Source organism: Actinomadura sp. BRA 177 (assembly GCF_013372625.1).
GTDB lineage: Bacteria > Actinomycetota > Actinomycetes > Streptosporangiales > Streptosporangiaceae > Spirillospora.
The window spans coordinates 1-16,191 of record NZ_JABXFD010000498.1; the positions used below are offsets into that span (position 1 = coordinate 1).

Consider the following 16,191-nt stretch of genomic DNA (forward strand, 5'->3'; position numbering starts at 1 on the left):
CGGCGCGGCGGGGGGGGTCATGGCGCGGGGTCGGGGGGGCCGGGCGCGGGGGCGGCGGGGGTGTGGCCGCGGCGGGCCCGCGCGGGCGCCCGGGCGGGGGCGGGCGGGGCGGGGGCCGTCGGGCGGGCGCGGCTGACCGTCCCGTACGCGGCGGCGCTCACGGTCGCCGTCCCGCTCGGGCTCGTCGCGGTGTCGGCGTTCGGCGGGCGGATCGATTCGCTCACCGCCTGCGCGTTCGGCGCGGGGGCGGGGGCGGCCGTGCTGTGGACGGCGCCGGGCGTGCACGGCCCGCGCCGGCAACTGGAGCGGATGTTCCTGCCGCTCGCGCGGGGACCCCGGCCGATCGCCGCCGCGGTCGTGGGCCTCGGCGGGCTCGCGCTGCTCGCCTGGGTCGGGGCGCTGACGCTGACCCCGAGCTTCGCCCCGCTCTACGGGCTGCAGCAGACGATGGAGAGCGCGCTGGACCGGCTCCAGCACGCCGTCAACCGGCTGTGAGACGTGAAGTGCGTCACGTCCGGTTCGGGACGCGGAAGGCGCCGTGAACGCCCCGGATACGTGGGTAAGGTCTCACGAACTGGGATTTGCCAGTAGGCTACTGGCTAGTAACATCGCTTGTGCACGGCCGAATCAGGGACCCGGCTCCGAAGGACGTTCGGGTATTTGGCAGGCTGTGACTTCGAAAGCGCACGTCCGCGTCGACCCGTCATGGGCGGCGCCCCTCTGCCGCTCACCCAGCGGCCAACTGAGTGCAGGGAGGTCGGCCACCGGCCATGAACATCGTCGTCCTGGTGAAGCAGGTTCCCGATACGGAGAGCCCCCGCAAGCTGAAGTCCGATGACAGCACGCTCGACCGCGCGGCGGCGGACGGGGTCATCAACGAGCTCGATGAGTACGCGATCGAAGAGGCGCTGCGCATCAAGGAGGCCCACGGCGGTGAGGTGACCGTCCTGACCATGGGTCCCGGCAAGGCCACCGACTCCATCCGCAAGTCGCTCGCCATGGGCGCCGACAAGGCCGTCCACCTCATCGACGACGGTCTCGCGGGCTCCGACGCGCTGCAGACGTCCTACGCCATCCAGCAGGCGCTCGGCCGCACCGGGTTCGACCTGGTCGTGCTCGGCTCGGAGTCCACCGACGCGCGCACCGGCGTGCTCGCCGCGATGCTCGCCGAGCGGCTCGGCGTCGCGCAGGTGTCGCTCGCCAACAAGGTCGAGATCGACGGGACGTCCGTCAAGGCGCAGCGGCAGACCGACTACGGCTTCGACCGCGTCGAGGCGAGCCTGCCCGCGGTCGTCAGCGTCGTCGAGAAGATCAACGAGCCGCGCTACCCCTCCTTCAAGGGGATCATGGCGGCCAAGAAGAAGCCGGTCGAGACGCTCGGCCTGGGCGACGCCGGCATCGACGCGGCCCAGGTGGGCCTGGCGAACGCCGCCACCGAGGTGGTCGACTTCGCCGAGGCGCCGCCGCGCGCCAAGGGCGAGATCGTGACCGACGAGGGCGACGGCGGCGTGAAGATCGCCGAGTTCCTCGCGGCGAAGAAGTTCGTCTGACCGGGGAAGGGGATTAGCGAACAATGGCAGAGATTCTCGTCCTCGTCGACCATGTCGACGGTGAGGTCAAGAAGGTCACGCTCGAACTGCTGACGCTGGCGAACCGGCTCGGCGAGGCCGCCGCGGTATGGGTCGGCCCCGGCTACGAGGGCGCCAAGGACCGGCTCGGCGAGTACGGCGCCGGCAAGGTCTACGTGGCCGCCGACGAGGAGCTGACCTCCTACGTCGTCGCCCCGAAGGCCGCGCTGCTCGCCCAGCTGGTGAGCGAGAAGTCGCCCGCCGCCGTGCTGGTGGCCGCGACCGCCGAGGGCAAGGAGATCGCGGGCCGCCTCGCGGTCAAGACCGGCTCCGGCGTGCTCACCGACGTCGTGGACGTCACCGACGGCTTCGTCGCCGAGCACTCCATCTTCGGCGGCGGCATCATCGCGCACGCCCGGGTGAAGACCGGCACGCCGATCATCGCCGTCCGGCCGAACTCCGTCGCCCCCGCGGCGGCCGCGGCCACCCCGGCCGAGGAGCAGGTGTCGGTCGCGCTGTCGGACGCCGACAAGGGCGCGAAGATCGTGGAGAAGGTCGTCCAGGAGAAGGGCGAGCGCCCGGACCTGACCGAGGCCGCGATCGTCGTCTCCGGCGGCCGCGGCGTCGGCGGCGCCGAGAACTTCAAGATCATCGAGGGCCTGGCGGACTCGCTCGGCGCGGCCGTCGGCGCCTCCCGCGCCGCGACCGACGCCGGCTGGTACCCGCACTCGTTCCAGGTCGGCCAGACCGGCAAGACCGTGTCGCCGCAGCTCTACGTCGCGATCGGCATCTCCGGCGCCATCCAGCACCGGGCCGGCATGCAGACCTCGAAGACCATCGTCGCCATCAACAAGGACCCCGAGGCGCCGATCTTCGAGCTCGTCGACTACGGCATCGTGGGCGACCTCTTCCAGGTCGCGCCGCAGCTCACCGAGGAGATCACCAAGCGCAAGTGACCTCCCGCGAACGGCCCCGGCGACACCCGTCGCCGGGGCCTTTCCGCTATGCGGCGATGGGTTCGGGACGGGTGTCGCTGGGGTCGGTGCTCTCGGCCGGGGCGGGGGTGAACGCGTCCGCCGTCGTGCGGAGGGGGACGAAGCGGGCGCCGGCGGCGATGAGGAGGGCCAGCACGACGACGGTGCCGACGCCGACGCGCAGGGACGTGGCGTCCGAGAGGAAGCCGACCACGACCGGGCCGAGCAGCAGGCCGCCGTAGCCCATCGCGCCGACCTGGGCGACGGCCGCGGCGGGGCGGTCCGGCGCGGCGGTCCCGGCCAGCGAGATCGTCGTCGGGACGACCGTGCAGACGACCAGCCCGGTCACGAAGAACCCGGCGAGCGCGACGGCCGGCGTCGGCGCCAGCACGACGACGGTCATCCCGGCGGCGGTGCCGAGGCCCGCGCCGGTCAGCAGGCGGCGGGTGCCGACGCGCATCCGGACGCGGTCGCCGACCAGCCGGCCGAGCAGCATCGCCAGCTCGAACACCGGGTAGCCGACGGCGGCCACGGCCTCCGTGGCGCCCAGCTCGTCGTGCAGCAGCAGGCCGCTCCAGTCGGCGATCGAGCCCTCGGTCATGAACGCGATGAACCCCAGGACGCCGATCAGGTAGACGGCGGGCGGCATGCGGCGCGCCTTGCGGCCCGTCCCGGCGGCGGGCGCCACCGGGTCGGGCAGGTAGGTGCGGCCGAGCGCGAGACCGGCGGGCAGCGACAGCAGCGCGGCGGCCAGCACGGTCTCGGTGAACCCGAGTCCGGCGGCGGCCGTGGCGACGCCGAACAGCCCGCCGCTCATCGCGCCGACGCACCAGCCGGCGTGCATGCCGCTCATGATCGACCGGCGGTACGCGTGCTCGACGACGCTGCCCTGCGCGTTCATCGCGATGTCGGTGATCCCGAACGTCATGCCGAACAGCGCGACGGCCACGAGCAGCACCCCGTAGGTGGGCGCGAGCGCGACCGCCACGTAGGACAGCGCGGTCAGCGGCAGGGCCACCCGCAGCACCGTCCGGCTCCCCGCCCGCGCCATGAGGCCGCGCAGCGCCTGCATGGCCGCGATCGCGCCGAGCCCCCAGACGAGGACGACGATGCCGATCTCGCCCTCGGACGTCCCGAACTTGGCGGCCAGGGCGGGCATGCGCGCCACCCACACTCCGGTCAGCAGACCGGCCAGCGCGAAGGTCAGGAACGCCCCCGAACGGGCACGGAACAGCATGGTTCACCTCTTTCTAGGCTCAGCGGGGCAGCGCGCCCCGGTCGCGGTGCCGCTCGCGCGGCCTCATGACGGACGTCCACCCCGGACGCCATGGCGGCCTCCGGGGCGGTGGGGTGGGCCCTCGGGGTCAGCGCTCCAGCAGGGCCAGGAGGCGGTGTCTCAGGGCTTGGAGTTGCCGCGGGCCGTAGAGGGCGGGGTCGTGGCTCACCACTTCCCAGAGCCCCTCGGCGGCCAGGCGGACGACCATCGCGGTGCCCGGGTCCGGGTCCTCGGCGGGGTCGCGGCCGTGCCAGCGGCGCATCGCCTCGTTCAGCGGCTCGGCCTGCTCCGGGTCGGCCGCTGCGGCGGTGATCGCCGACCAGCGGCGGTACGCGCGGGCCTCGCCGGTGAGGATCTCGAAGGTGGCCTCGACGTAGGCGCGGGTGTAGGCGCTCGGCGCGCCGTCCCCGTAGGAGTCGATGTAGGTCGCGATCAGGTCGTCGAACTCCTCGATGACCCGCGCCACCATCGCCCGGACGAGCGCCTCCTTGGTGGGGAAGTGGTAGAGCAGCCCGCCCTTGCTGACGCCGGCGCGGTCGGCGACCGCGGTGAGCGTCAGTGCCTGCGTCCCCTGCTCGGACAGGACGGCCTCGGCGGCGTCCAGCAGCGCTTCCCTCTTCATGATCCCTCCACTGTACCGGCTGGACGGTACAGACGGTGAACCCGGCCCCGGGCGGCCCTATTCCCGCCTTCCGCGCAACGGTGTGGGCAGCCGCGGGGAACAGGCCGGGCGCGGATACTGTTGACCGCGTGGTGACCTACCTCGACCATGCGGCGACGACCCCGATGCTGCCCGAGGCCGTCGAGGCGATGACGGCGGAGCTGCGCGAGCTGGGGAACCCCTCCTCCCTGCACGCGGTGGGACGGCGCGCACGCCGCGTCGTCGAGGAGTCCCGCGAGATCATCGCCGAGGCGTTCGACGCCCGCCCTAGCGAGGTCGTGTTCACCTCCGGCGGCACCGAGGCCGACAACCTCGCGGTCAAGGGCCTCTTCTGGGCCCGCCGCGCCGCCGACCCCGCCCGCACCCGCATCCTGGCGGGCGCCATCGAGCACCACGCCGTCATGGACTCGGTGCAGTGGCTCGCCGACCACGAGGGCGCCAAAGTCGACTGGCTGCCGGTGGACGAGCTGGGCCGCGTCCGTCCCGAGACTCTGCGGGATGCGCTGGGCTCCGGCGATGATGTGGCGCTTACCACGGTGATGTGGGCCAACAACGAGGTCGGGACCGTCCAGCCCATCGCGGAACTCGCCGCCGCCGCCCGCGAGCGCGGCGTCCCCCTGCACACCGACGCCGTCCAGGCGGCCGGTCAGCTGCCGGTCGGGTTCGCGGCGAGCGGCGCGCAGGCCCTGACCATCACCGGCCACAAGCTCGGCGGCCCGATCGGCGCCGGCGCGCTGCTGCTCGCGAAGCCCAAAGAGCCGGTGTTCCTCGACCCGGTGCCGCTGCTGCACGGCGGCGGGCAGGAGCGCGACGTCCGGTCCGGGACGCTCGACGCTCCCGCCATCGCCGGGTTCGCCGCCGCCGTCCTGGCCACTGTCGCGCACCGGGACGCCGAGGCGCGCCGCCTGGCCGAGCTGCGCGACCGGCTGATCGAGGCCGTCCGCGCCGCCGTGCCCGACGCGGTCCTGAACGGCGACCCGGTGGACCGGCTGCCCGGCAACGCGCACTTCTCCTTCCCCGGCTGCGAGGGCGACGCGCTGCTCATGCTGCTGGACGCGCGCGGCATCGCGTGCTCCACCGGGTCGGCGTGCTCGGCGGGCGTCTCGCAGCCCAGCCACGTCCTGCTCGCGATGGACGCGAGCCCCGAGCGCGCCCGCGGCTCGCTGCGCTTCACCCTCGGCCGCACCTCCACCGAGGCCGACGTGAAAGCCCTCGCCGACGCCATCGGACCGGTGGTCGAACGCGCCCGCCGTGCTGGTCTGAGCTGATCTGTCCAGGTTTGACCGTCCCTTGAACGGGGACGGCGTTGCCCGTGACGACGGACGTGCGCGAAGGAATCAAGCAGGCGGCGGGACACCCCTGGTTCCACCACATGTCCCGCGTGGGCCTGGTCGCACGCGGCCTCCTCTACCTGCTCATCGGCTGGCTCGCCCTGCAGGTGGCGTTCGGCGGCGGCGGGAAGGAGGCCGACCGGAAGGGCGCGCTGCAGGCCGTCGCAGACAAGCCCGGTGGCCCGATCGTCCTGTGGCTGATGGTGGCCGGGTTCGCCGCTCTCGCCCTCTGGCAGTACGCCGAAGCCGTGTATGGACGTCCCATATCGGGCGGTGACAAGCCCGTCCAGCGGTTCGCCTCCGGCGTGCGCGGCGTCATGTACTCGGCGGGCTGCGCGGGGACGCTGGCGTTCCTGTTCGGCCACCACGGCACGTCGAGCGACCAGCAGTCCAAGACCCTCACCGCGCGGGTGATGGGCGAGCCCGGCGGCCGCTGGCTCGTGTTGGCGGTCGCGGGCGGCTTCGTGGTCTGGGGCGCCGTCGTGATCGTCAACGCCGTCCGCCGCGCGTTCCTGGACGAGCTCAAGACCGCCGAGATGAGCGACGGGGCCCGCCGCTTCGTCCAGCCGTTCGGGATCGTCGGCAACACCGCCCGCGGCCTCGTCGGCCTCGCCGTCGGCGCCTTCCTCGCCTACGCCGCCATCACCTTCGACCCGGAGAAGGCCCACGGCCTGGACGGCGCCCTCCGCGAGTTCGCCGGCACCCCCGCCGGCGCCTGGGGCCTGGCGGCCGTCGCCGCCGGCGTCCTGACCTTCGGCCTCTACTCCTTCTGCGAGGCCCGCTGGCGCAAGGTCGACGCGACCCGCTAGGGCTGGTAGGGCGCGAGGGCCTTCCAGGCGGGATCGGCGGTGGAGGCGACCTTGGCCTTGCCCTCCGGCCAGCCCGCGGCGAGCTGGTCGAGCTCGGAGATGACGCCCGAGTCGGGGTCGGCGTACAGGTGGAAGACGCGCAGGCCGTCGCCCGTCTCGCGGACGGCGAGGACCGCGCGGTCGCCCAGCTTGGTGAGCTTCTTCTCGAAGGCGCGCAGCGCGCCCGCCGACGGCTCGACCGGCAGCCGGTCGGGGTTGCTGTTGGCGTACGGGACGGTGATCGCCACGTGCAGGTCGCAGAGCGGGTAGTCCTGGCGGTGCAGCGGGAACCGGGCGCCGAGCCGGGCGGGGTGCCCGCGCGGGGTGCGGCCCTCGCCGGTCAGCCAGGCGGGCTCGGCGAACGGCTCGGCGACCTGCTCGACGACCACGGGCAGCACCGACGGCGCCAGCGAGTCGATCGGCGCCTCCGTGGCGATCGTCACCTCGCCGATCCAGCGGGCCACGTCGTCCTCGCCGAGCGCCCAGTACAGGACGTTCAGCGCGACCTGGAGCTGCTGGTCCTCGGCGACGAACAGGAAGTCGGGGTGGTAGGCGCTGATGTGCACGCGGGCGCGGTCGGTGTCGGCCCGCATGCCCAGCCGGACGTACTCCAGGTCGAACTCGTGGTCGCCGAGGACGAGGTCCTGGGAGAGCATCTCCGGGTCGGCCTGGCGCGCCGGGTGGAAGCGCCAGCCGCCGGCCGCGCCGCCGGTCGGCGCGGCCCGCACCCAGCGCTCGGTGACCCCGCGCAGCCCGGGGTCGCCGCCGCCGGTCACGGTCAGCGACGAGGTCCGGTCGTCGGCGCCGCCGATCTCCCACTGCAGCCCCGAGTGGATCTTGTGGACGCGGCGGGACAACTCCTCGATCGTCTCCGCCGACAGCCCCTCGCCGGGCACGGCGGCCTCCGGCGCGTCGGGCTCGGGCCCGGCGGCCAGCGACGCCTCGATCGTCGGGCGGGCCTGCGCCCACCACTCCCAGAACTCGCTGATGGCGGGCGGTACGACGGCGGACGCCTCGCGCGGACGGCGGAAGATTCCCATAGCGGCCCCAATCGTACGCGGAAATGGCACCGGGTTACCGGGCCACGCCGCGTACGCTCGAAGGACTATGGCTCTTCGCGTACTCGCCGCCATGTCGGGCGGCGTCGACTCCGCCGTGGCCGCCGCCCGCGCCGCCGCGGCCGGCCACGACGTCACCGGCGTCCACATGGCCCTGTCCAGCAACCCCCAGTCGTACCGGACGGGGGCGCGCGGCTGCTGCACCCTGGAGGACTCCCGGGACGCCCGCCGCGCCGCCGACGTGATCGGCATCCCGTTCTACGTGTGGGACCTCGCCGAACGCTTCCATGAGGACGTCGTCGAGGACTTCGTCAGCGAGTACGCGGCGGGCCGCACCCCGAACCCGTGCCTGCGCTGCAACGAGAAGATCAAGTTCGCCGCGCTGCTGGACCGCGCCATGGCGCTCGGCTTCGACGCCGTCTGCACCGGCCACTACGCGCGGCTGGACGGCGGCGTCCTGCGCCGCGGCGTCGACCCGGCCAAGGACCAGTCGTACGTCCTCGCCGTATGCACGCCCGAGCAGCTCGCCCACGCGCTGTTCCCGCTCGGCGACACGTCCAAGTCCGACATCCGCCGGGAGGCGGAGCGGCGCGGCCTCCAGGTCGCCGACAAGCCGGAAAGCCACGACATCTGCTTCATCGCCGACGGCGACACGCGCGGCTTCCTCGCCGAGCGGCTCGGCGCCGCGAAGGGCCCGATCGTCGACACCGACGGCAACGAGGTCGGCGAGCACGACGGCGCCTACGCCTACACGATCGGGCAGCGCAAGGGCCTGAAGATCGGCACCCCGGCACCGGACGGGCGTCCCCGCTACGTCCTCGACATCTCCCCGGTCACGAACACGGTGACGGTCGGCCCGCGCGAGGAACTGGACGTCCGCGAGATCACCGGCGAGCGCCCGGTATGGCTGAGTGACGCGCCGGACGGCCCGTTCACCTGCCAGGTCCAGCTCCGCGCGCACGGCGAGGTCTACGATTGCACCGCCGAGCAGCACGGCGACGACCTCCGCATCACCCTCACCACCCCCGCCCGCGGCGTCGCCACAGGCCAGGCCGCCGTCCTCTACACGGGCGACCGCGTCCTGGCGTCATCCACCATCGCGGAAACCGCCACCGTCCCTGCCTGACCTGGGCACGGAACTGAACACGGACCTCAGCCACCTCAGCAACCCCGCGACAACCGGAACCACTGCGACCGCGTCCGAAGGCAGGTTGCGAGCGAAGCGAGAAACCTGATCGCGCAGCGAGCCGCCAAGGCGAGTTCGAAGCGATGCAGCGATCGCATGGTAGTGCCCGCCGAAGGAGGGCCCCCAGGGCCCGACGCCAAGGGCACTACAGTAGGCACGTGGAGTTCGGTGTTTCTACGTTCGTGACGGATGACGGGATCGGGCCGGCGGCGCTCGGGCGGGCGTTGGAGGAGCGCGGGCTCGGGTCGCTGTTCCTGGCCGAGCACACGCACATCCCGGTGAAGCGGGAGTCGCCGTGGCCGGGCGGGGCGGAGCTGCCCCGGATGTACTACCGGACGCTCGACCCGTTCGTGGCGCTGACCGCCGCGGCGGCGGTGACCGAGCGGCTCCGCGTGGGGACGGGCATCGCGCTGGTCGTCCAGCGGGACCCGATCCATCTGGCGAAGGAGGTCGCCTCCCTCGACCTGGTCTCCGGCGGGCGGGCCGTGCTCGGCGTGGGTGCGGGCTGGAACCGGGAGGAGATGCGCAACCACGGCACCGAGCCGACGACCCGGATGCGGCTGCTCCGCGAACGCGTGCTGGCCGTCAAGGAGCTGTGGACGAAGGACGAGGCCGAGTTCCACGGCGAGTTCGTCGACTTCGACCCGGTGTTCTCCTACCCGAAGCCCGTCCAGGACCCGCACCCGCCCGTGATGATCGGCGGGGCCGGGCCGACGACGTTCGACCGGGTCGTGGAGTTCGGCGACGGCTGGATGCCGATCTTCGGGCGCGGCACCGACGTGCTCGCCGGGAAGATCGCCGAGCTGCGGGAGCGGGCGGGCCGCCGGGTGCCGGTCACGGTGTTCGGGGTGCCCGGGAGGCGCGAGACCGTCGCCGAACTGGAGGCCGCGGGCGTCGACGAGGTGCTGTTCAACCTGAAGACCGAGCCCGAGGGCGACACGCTCCGCTACCTGGACCGGCTCGCGGAACTGCTCTGATCACCGCGCCGCTAGGCTTTCCGGTGTGACGAGTTATCCCTGGCAGGCCGGGACGGCGACCGGCATCGGGTCGTATCCGGGAAGCGACCCGGCGGAGGCGCTGCGGACCGTCCTCGGCGAGCTGCCCGACCTGCCGCACCTGCCGGAGCTGCCCGCGCGCGGCCCCGGCGCCGACCTGACCGGGCGGACGGCCGGGCTGCTGATCGACATGCCGGTGCGCGTCGAGCCGTCCGGGTGGCGGTTCTCCGACCGGCCCGGCCGCGACACGCTGCGCGCCCACGATCACTTGGCGCGGGACCTGGACGTCCTGGAGGAGGTCGCGGGCGGCCACGACGGGCCGTTCAAGATCCAGGTGTGCGGGCCGTGGACGCTGGCGTCCACGATCGAGTTGCGGCACGGCGACCGGGCGCTGAAGGACCCGGGCGCCGTCCGCGACCTGGCCGCCTCGCTCGCCGAGGGCGTCGCCGCGCACGTCGCGGACGTCCGGCGGCGGCTGCCCGCGGCGGAGATCGTCCTGCAGCTGGACGAGCCGTCCCTGCCCGCCGTCCTCGCCGGGACGGTCCCGACCGCCAGCGGGTTCTCCCGGCTGCGCGCCATCGAGGAGCCCGTCGCCGAGGACGTCCTGCGCACGGTGATCGACGCGGCCGGCGCCTACCCGGTCGTGCACTGCTGCGCCCGGAACGTCCCGTACGGGCTGCTGCGCGGCGCCGGCGCGAAGGCGATCTCGGTCGATCTGCGGCTGGTGCCCAAGCGCGACGACGACGCGGTGGGGGAGACGATCGACGCCGGAACGGGCCTGTTCCTCGGCGCGGTGCCCGCCACCGACACCGTCCTGCCGTCCCTCCAGGCGACCGGTGAGCCGGTGAAGGGCCTGTGGCGGCGGCTCGGCTTCCCGCCCGCGCGGCTGGCGGAACAGGTCGTGATCACCCCGGCCTGCGGCATGGCGGGCGCATCGCCCCGCTACGTCCGCGAAGCCCTCAAACGCTGCCGCGACACGGCGCGGATGCTTTACGAAGCGGCCGAGTGAGTCAGATCGTAATGTCGGACGTGGCGGCGAGAATAAGGGCATGACCATGAGCGACGGCGTTCCCACCGAGGCACGGCAGCGGCACCTTGAGCTGAGCGAGGAGCTCGAAGAGGCCAACTACCGGTACTACGTCCTCGACCAGCCGACGCTTACCGACGCCGAGTACGACCAGCGGATGCGGGAGATCCGCGCGCTGGAGGAGGCGCACCCGGAGCTCGTCACGCCCGACTCGCCGACGCAGAAGGTCGGCGCGCCGATCGTCACCGACTTCGCGACCGTCCGGCATCTGGAGCGGATGCAGAGCCTCGACAACGCGATGAACGCCGACGAACTGCTCGCGTGGGACGAGCGCGTCGTCAAGGAGGTCGGCGAGGTCGCCGGCTACCTGTGCGAGCTGAAGATCGACGGGCTGGCGATCGCGCTGACGTACGAGAACGGGCGGCTGACGCGCGGCGTGACGCGCGGCGACGGGCGCACCGGCGAGGACGTCACCAACAACATCCGCACCATCGCCGACATCCCGGACCGGCTGGCGGGGGACGGCTGGCCGGACGTCCTGGAGGTCCGCGGCGAGGTGTTCCTGCCGGTCGACGGGTTCGAGCAGGTCAACGCGGCGCAGGTCGAGGCCGGCAAGGACCCGTTCGCCAACCCGCGCAACGCGGCGGCGGGGTCGCTGCGGCAGAAGGACCCGCGGGTCACCGCGCACCGGCCGCTCGGCATGCTCGTCCACGGGTTCGGCGCCTGGCGCGGCGGGACGTATCCGGAGAGCCAGTCCGGGGCGTACGAGCTGATGCGCGGCTGGGGGCTGCCGGTCAGCGACCGGTACAAGGTCCTCGGCGGGATGGACGCCGTCCGCGAGTACATCGCCGAGTACGGCGAGAACCGGCACGGCACCGCGTACGAGATCGACGGGGTGGTCGTCAAGGTCGACCAGTTCTCGCTGCAGCGGCGGCTCGGGTCGACGAGCCGGGCGCCGCGCTGGGCGATCGCGTGGAAGTACCCGCCGCAGGAGGTCAACACCAAGCTCCTCGACATCAAGGTCGGCGTGGGACGTACCGGGCGCATCACCCCGTACGGCGTGATGGAGCCGATCAAGGTCGCCGGGTCCACGGTCGAGCGCGCGACCCTGCACAACGCGGGCGAGGTCAAGCGCAAGGGCGTGCTGATCGGCGACACGGTCGTGCTGCGCAAGGCGGGCGACGTGATCCCCGAGATCGTGGCGCCGGTGACCGCGCTGCGGGACGGCTCTGAGCGCGAGTTCCAGATGCCGGCGCACTGCCCCGAGTGCGGGACGGAGCTGGCGTACGAGAAGGAGGGCGACGCCGACATCCGGTGCCCGAACGCGCAGTACTGCCCGGGGCAGCTGCGCGAGCGGCTGTTCTTCGTCGCGAGCCGCAACGCGCTCGACATCGAGGCGCTCGGGTACGTCGCGGCGACCGCGCTCACGCAGCCGCTGGAGCCGGACGACCCGCCGGTGAAGAACGAGGGCGACCTGTTCCACCTGACCGTCGATCGGCTGCTTCCGATCATGAGCCCCGTTCTCGACCAGCGGACCGGCACGGCCAAGACCGACCCGAAGACCGGCGAGCCCAAGGTCGTGTCGTTCTTCGCCAACAAGGAGGGCGAGCCGAAGAAGACGGTCGAGGTCCTCTTCGAGGAGCTGGAGAAGGCCAAGAAGCAGCCGCTGTGGCGGGTGCTGGTGGCGCTGTCGATCCGGCACGTGGGGCCGTCGGCGGCGCGCGACCTGGCCCGCGAGATGCGCTCGATGGACGCGATCGCGGACGCGACCGAGGAGGAGCTGGCGGCGGTCGACGGCGTCGGGCCGACGATCGCGGCGTCGATCAAGAACTGGTTCGCGGTCGAGTGGCACCGGGAGATCGTCCAGAAGTGGCGGGCCGCGGGTGTCCGGATGCAGGACGAGGGCGCCGCCGGCCCGCGCCCGCTGGAGGGCGTCACCGTGGTGATCACCGGCTCGCTGGAGGAGTACAGCCGGGACTCGGCGACCGAGGCGGTGCAGCGGCTCGGCGGCAAGGTGTCCGGCTCGGTGTCGAAGAAGACCGGCTTCGTGGTCGTGGGCGACAATCCGGGGTCGAAATACGACAAGGCGGTCAAGCTGGGTGTACCGGTCCTGGCGGAGGAAGGCTTCCGCGTGCTGCTCGCCGACGGGCCGGATGCGGCCAAAAACGTGACGTTGCGCGCCGATGAATGACGGCGCGTGTCCATGGGGATCTCACCAGGGTCGCATTACTCAGGGGTACACTCCAACTACCCAACGGTGAGCGGCGGGTGCGGAACGGCATAACGGAACGTACGCAATCGGTTTCGCGAAGTTGAGCAGAGGCCGTACCCTCCCACTCATCACGACCTGTACCTGAATCTCCGGACGTAACACCCGGGGGGCGTCCCCCGAGGTCGGGGACGCTCCGGTGCCGGGGGACGGCCCCCCGAACCCCCCGAGGATGTGATGAAGGACCCGAACAACACGCGGAACACGGCCCCGCGCCGTGGTTCCCCGTTGTGGATCTACTTCGTCGTCGTCATCCTGCTCGGCGTCACGGCCGGCGGGGCGGCGTTCTCCAGGCTGACCGCGGCCGACCTGGACGCCCTCGTCAGCACGCCCGTGTTCTGGATCCTCGGCTGCTTCATCGTGTTCGGCGAGCTGCGCCCGATCATCACCCCCGGCTCCACCGAGAACAACGGCGCCACCACCTCCACCACCTTCTCGTTCGCCGCGCTGCTGTACGCCGGCCTGCCCATCGCCGCCGCCCTCCAGGTCATCGCCGTCATCACCTGCGGGATCTTCCGCGGCCGCGCCCCGCACCGGATCGCCTTCAACGCCGCCCAGTACACCCTCAGCCTCGCCGCCGCCCAGCTCGTCCTCGCCCTGTTCGGCGACCTCGCCACCCCGTCCGACCTGTGGGTGCCGCACGGCGCCGACCTGCCCGCGATCGCGCTCGCCGGCGCCGTCTACTTCGCCTGCAACGACACCCTCGTCGGCTCCGCCGTCGCCCTGCACGCGCGGGTCTCGCTCGTCAAGGCCCTCCGCACGGACCTCGCCTACCAGGTGCTCGTCCACCTGGCGCTGCTCGGCCTCGCCCCGCTGATGGTCGTCGCGATGGACCGATCCGCACTGTTCGTGCCGCTCATCGTCCTGCCGTTCATCGCCGTCTACATGAACGCCTCCGTGTCCGTCCGGCGCGAGCACCAGGCCCTGCACGACGGGCTGACCGGGCTGCCCAACCGCAAGCTGCTGATCGTCCGCACCGAGGAGGCGCTCGCCGCGGCGCGCGGCGCCGAACGCCGCCGCCTCGCCCGCCGCAAGACCGCCGACCCGCCGAACCACCGCGCCGGGCTGTTCCTGCTCGACCTCGACCGCTTCAAGGAGGTCAACGACACCCTCGGCCACCCCACCGGCGACCGCCTCCTGCAGCTCGTCGCGCACCGGCTCACCCACAGCGTCCGCCCCGGCGACCTCGTGGCGCGGCTCGGCGGCGACGAGTTCGCGGTGCTGCTGCCGTCCGTCCGGGACGAGGCCGCCGCCCGCGAGGTCGCCGCCCGGCTGCGCGCCGCGCTCAGCGAACCCGTCCGCCTCGACGGCATGTCGTTCGACCTGGAGGCCAGCGTCGGCATCGCGCTGTTCCCCGACCACGCGCCCGACTTCGAACTGCTCCTCCAGCGCGCCGACGTCGCCATGTACAACGCCAAGGAGGCCCGCACCGGCGTCGAGATCTACTCCCCCCGCAAGGACCGCAACTCCCCGGAGCGGCTCGGCATGCTCGGCGACCTGCGCCGCGCCATCGACCGCGCCGAACTCGAGCTCTTCTACCAGCCGAAGGTCTCGCTGCGGGACGGCCACCTCGTCGGCATGGAGGCGCTGCTGCGCTGGCGGCACCCCGACAAGGGCGTCCTGGAACCCCGCGCGTTCCTGCCGATCGCCGAGCAGACCTACCTGATGCGCTCGATCACCCACCACGTCGTGACCGCCGCGCTCGCGCAGACCGCCGCCTGGTGGCGCGACGACCTCGCCGTCCAGGTCGCCGTCAACGCCTCCGGCCGCGACCTCCTCGACACCGGCCTCGCCGAGACCATCGAGGAGGGCCTGCTCGCCCGCGGCCTGCCCGCCGCCGCGCTCCAGCTGGAGATCACCGAGCGGATCCTGATGAACGAGCCCGCCTACGCCTCCGACACCGTCGGCGCCCTCGCCGACCTCGGCATCCCGCTCAGCCTGGACGACTTCGGCACCGGCTACTCCTCCCTCGTCCGGCTCAAGCGGCTCCCCGTCGAGGAGATCAAGATCGACGCCTCGTTCGTCCACCGCCTCGCCGACTCGCCCGACGACGCCGTCATCGTCCGCTCCATCATCGACCTCGTCCGCACCCTCGGCCTCCGCTCCGTCGCCGAAGGCGTCGAGGACATGGCCACCGCCCAGACCCTCCGCGACATGGGCTGCGACGCCGCCCAGGGCTGGTACTTCAGCCGTCCCATGGACGCCAAGACGGCCACCGACTGGCTACGCCGCCACGCCCAGATAACCGTTCCTAATCGAGTGGGTCTTGAACCCACTGCCTGATACTGCGCGCGTCCCGAACGGTGTTGGATGCGCTGGTCCCCCGCGTTCGTCGTACACGGACCGCCCGGCGGCGCGCATCGCGTGCGCGGTCCATGGCGGGGCGGCGGGTTCCCTCACGCCCGAAGGTGCCCGGTTCGGCCTGGACGGTCCGATGCCCCTGCCCATCACTCCGGTGGGCAGAGGGCGGTGCCGTCCGTCGCCGGATCGGGTGCCCCTGGGCGCGTCGCCCGATCGCGATGCTCGCCGCATCGTGCCGGGTCGTCTTACGGTTCGCGGTGGTGAGCGGCTTTTGCCAGTGCTGAGCGCCCCACTTACTGGTGTAGGCGGGGTCGACGGCGATGATCGCGATGCCGGTGGCGTCGGCCATCGAGGTCAGCCGTGCCCGCAGCCTCCCGGTCGGCATCCCGGAGATCAGCTGCCGGAACCGCTTGCGGCGCCCGTGCTTCTCCCGCGTCTTCTCCTTCTCAAAATCCAGGTCCTCGACCGCGATGGCATGCACACCGCAGGTCTTGGCCCAGTGCAGCAGCCGGGTGAGGGCGTGCCGGACCTGGGCGTCGCGGTGGCTCGCCGGGCCGGTCAGGTCGTAGCCGAACCGGCGCGGCCCGCCGATGGGGTTGCCGTGCGGGTCGAGGCGCCAGGCGGCCAGGTGCTCGGCGTTGGTGTCCACACCGATCACGCCCTCGGCGAGGGCGGCCGGCATGGGGATGGGCGGGGA

Annotated in this window: 13 protein-coding genes and 1 pseudogene; 10 read left to right on the forward strand and 4 right to left on the reverse strand. The window is 72.7% G+C overall.

All coding sequences use genetic code 11. The features are described from left to right. The 3 genes from HUX53_RS28975 to HUX53_RS28985 all read left to right on the forward strand — a co-directional run. The coding region (locus HUX53_RS28975; RefSeq protein ID WP_217920046.1) for a hypothetical protein at positions 1–495 on the forward strand (495 nt) is incomplete at its 5' end. Positions 496–770: 275 nt separating this feature from the next. Beyond that, positions 771–1,550 carry an electron transfer flavoprotein subunit beta/FixA family protein gene (locus HUX53_RS28980; protein WP_176406395.1) on the forward strand — a complete coding sequence of 260 codons (780 nt, stop codon included), beginning with the start codon at positions 771–773 and terminating at the stop codon, positions 1,548–1,550. Between the two features lie 23 nt (positions 1,551–1,573). Beyond that, a complete protein-coding gene (locus tag HUX53_RS28985; protein WP_176406396.1) occupies positions 1,574–2,524 on the forward strand; it encodes an electron transfer flavoprotein subunit alpha/FixB family protein in 951 nt (316 codons plus the stop codon). Positions 2,525–2,570: 46 nt separating this feature from the next. Here HUX53_RS28985 and HUX53_RS28990 read toward each other — a convergent pair whose 3' ends face one another. Then, the gene (locus tag HUX53_RS28990) at positions 2,571–3,779 is read right to left on the reverse strand and encodes an MFS transporter (protein ID WP_176406397.1); all 1,209 of its coding nucleotides are present in this window, start codon (positions 3,777–3,779) and stop codon (positions 2,571–2,573) included. 127 nt (positions 3,780–3,906) lie between these two features. Then, positions 3,907–4,440, reverse strand: a complete 534-nt coding sequence (locus tag HUX53_RS28995) for a TetR/AcrR family transcriptional regulator (protein ID WP_176406398.1) — start codon at positions 4,438–4,440, stop codon at positions 3,907–3,909. 131 nt (positions 4,441–4,571) lie between these two features. Here HUX53_RS28995 and HUX53_RS29000 point away from each other — a divergent pair, with 131 nt between their 5' ends. Both HUX53_RS29000 and HUX53_RS29005 read left to right on the forward strand, forming a co-directional pair. Then, complete coding sequence (locus HUX53_RS29000) at positions 4,572–5,747, forward strand: cysteine desulfurase family protein (RefSeq protein ID WP_176406405.1); 1,176 nt, start codon at positions 4,572–4,574, stop codon at positions 5,745–5,747. Positions 5,748–5,791: 44 nt separating this feature from the next. Next, complete coding sequence (locus HUX53_RS29005) at positions 5,792–6,619, forward strand: DUF1206 domain-containing protein (protein WP_309237488.1); 828 nt, start codon at positions 5,792–5,794, stop codon at positions 6,617–6,619. On the opposite strand, the gene HUX53_RS29010 is transcribed toward HUX53_RS29005, so the two are convergent. Then, positions 6,616–7,698 carry a DUF695 domain-containing protein gene (locus HUX53_RS29010; protein WP_176406399.1) on the reverse strand — a complete coding sequence of 361 codons (1,083 nt, stop codon included), beginning with the start codon at positions 7,696–7,698 and terminating at the stop codon, positions 6,616–6,618. The genes HUX53_RS29005 and HUX53_RS29010 overlap by 4 nt on opposite strands. 67 nt (positions 7,699–7,765) lie before the next feature. On the opposite strand from HUX53_RS29010, the gene mnmA reads away from it, so the two are divergent. From mnmA to HUX53_RS29035, 5 genes are all read left to right on the forward strand, one after another. Further along, complete coding sequence (mnmA, locus tag HUX53_RS29015; RefSeq protein WP_176406400.1) at positions 7,766–8,842, forward strand: tRNA 2-thiouridine(34) synthase MnmA; 1,077 nt, start codon at positions 7,766–7,768, stop codon at positions 8,840–8,842. A gap of 242 nt (positions 8,843–9,084) precedes the next feature. Beyond that, positions 9,085–9,879, forward strand: coding sequence for an LLM class F420-dependent oxidoreductase (locus tag HUX53_RS29020; RefSeq protein WP_309237489.1), 795 nt, complete (start codon positions 9,085–9,087; stop codon positions 9,877–9,879). 25 nt (positions 9,880–9,904) lie between these two features. Beyond that, the gene (locus tag HUX53_RS29025; protein WP_176406402.1) at positions 9,905–10,906 is read left to right on the forward strand and encodes a methionine synthase; all 1,002 of its coding nucleotides are present in this window, start codon (positions 9,905–9,907) and stop codon (positions 10,904–10,906) included. Positions 10,907–10,946: 40 nt separating this feature from the next. Next, positions 10,947–13,115 carry an NAD-dependent DNA ligase LigA gene (gene ligA, locus HUX53_RS29030; RefSeq protein ID WP_176406403.1) on the forward strand — a complete coding sequence of 723 codons (2,169 nt, stop codon included), beginning with the start codon at positions 10,947–10,949 and terminating at the stop codon, positions 13,113–13,115. 255 nt (positions 13,116–13,370) lie between these two features. Next, the gene (locus HUX53_RS29035) at positions 13,371–15,476 is read left to right on the forward strand and encodes a bifunctional diguanylate cyclase/phosphodiesterase (RefSeq protein WP_176406404.1); all 2,106 of its coding nucleotides are present in this window, start codon (positions 13,371–13,373) and stop codon (positions 15,474–15,476) included. Here HUX53_RS29035 and HUX53_RS29040 read toward each other — a convergent pair. Next, a pseudogene (locus HUX53_RS29040) lies at positions 15,445–16,191 on the reverse strand (IS200/IS605 family accessory protein TnpB-related protein); the annotation flags it as partial. The gene HUX53_RS29035 and the pseudogene HUX53_RS29040 overlap by 32 nt on opposite strands.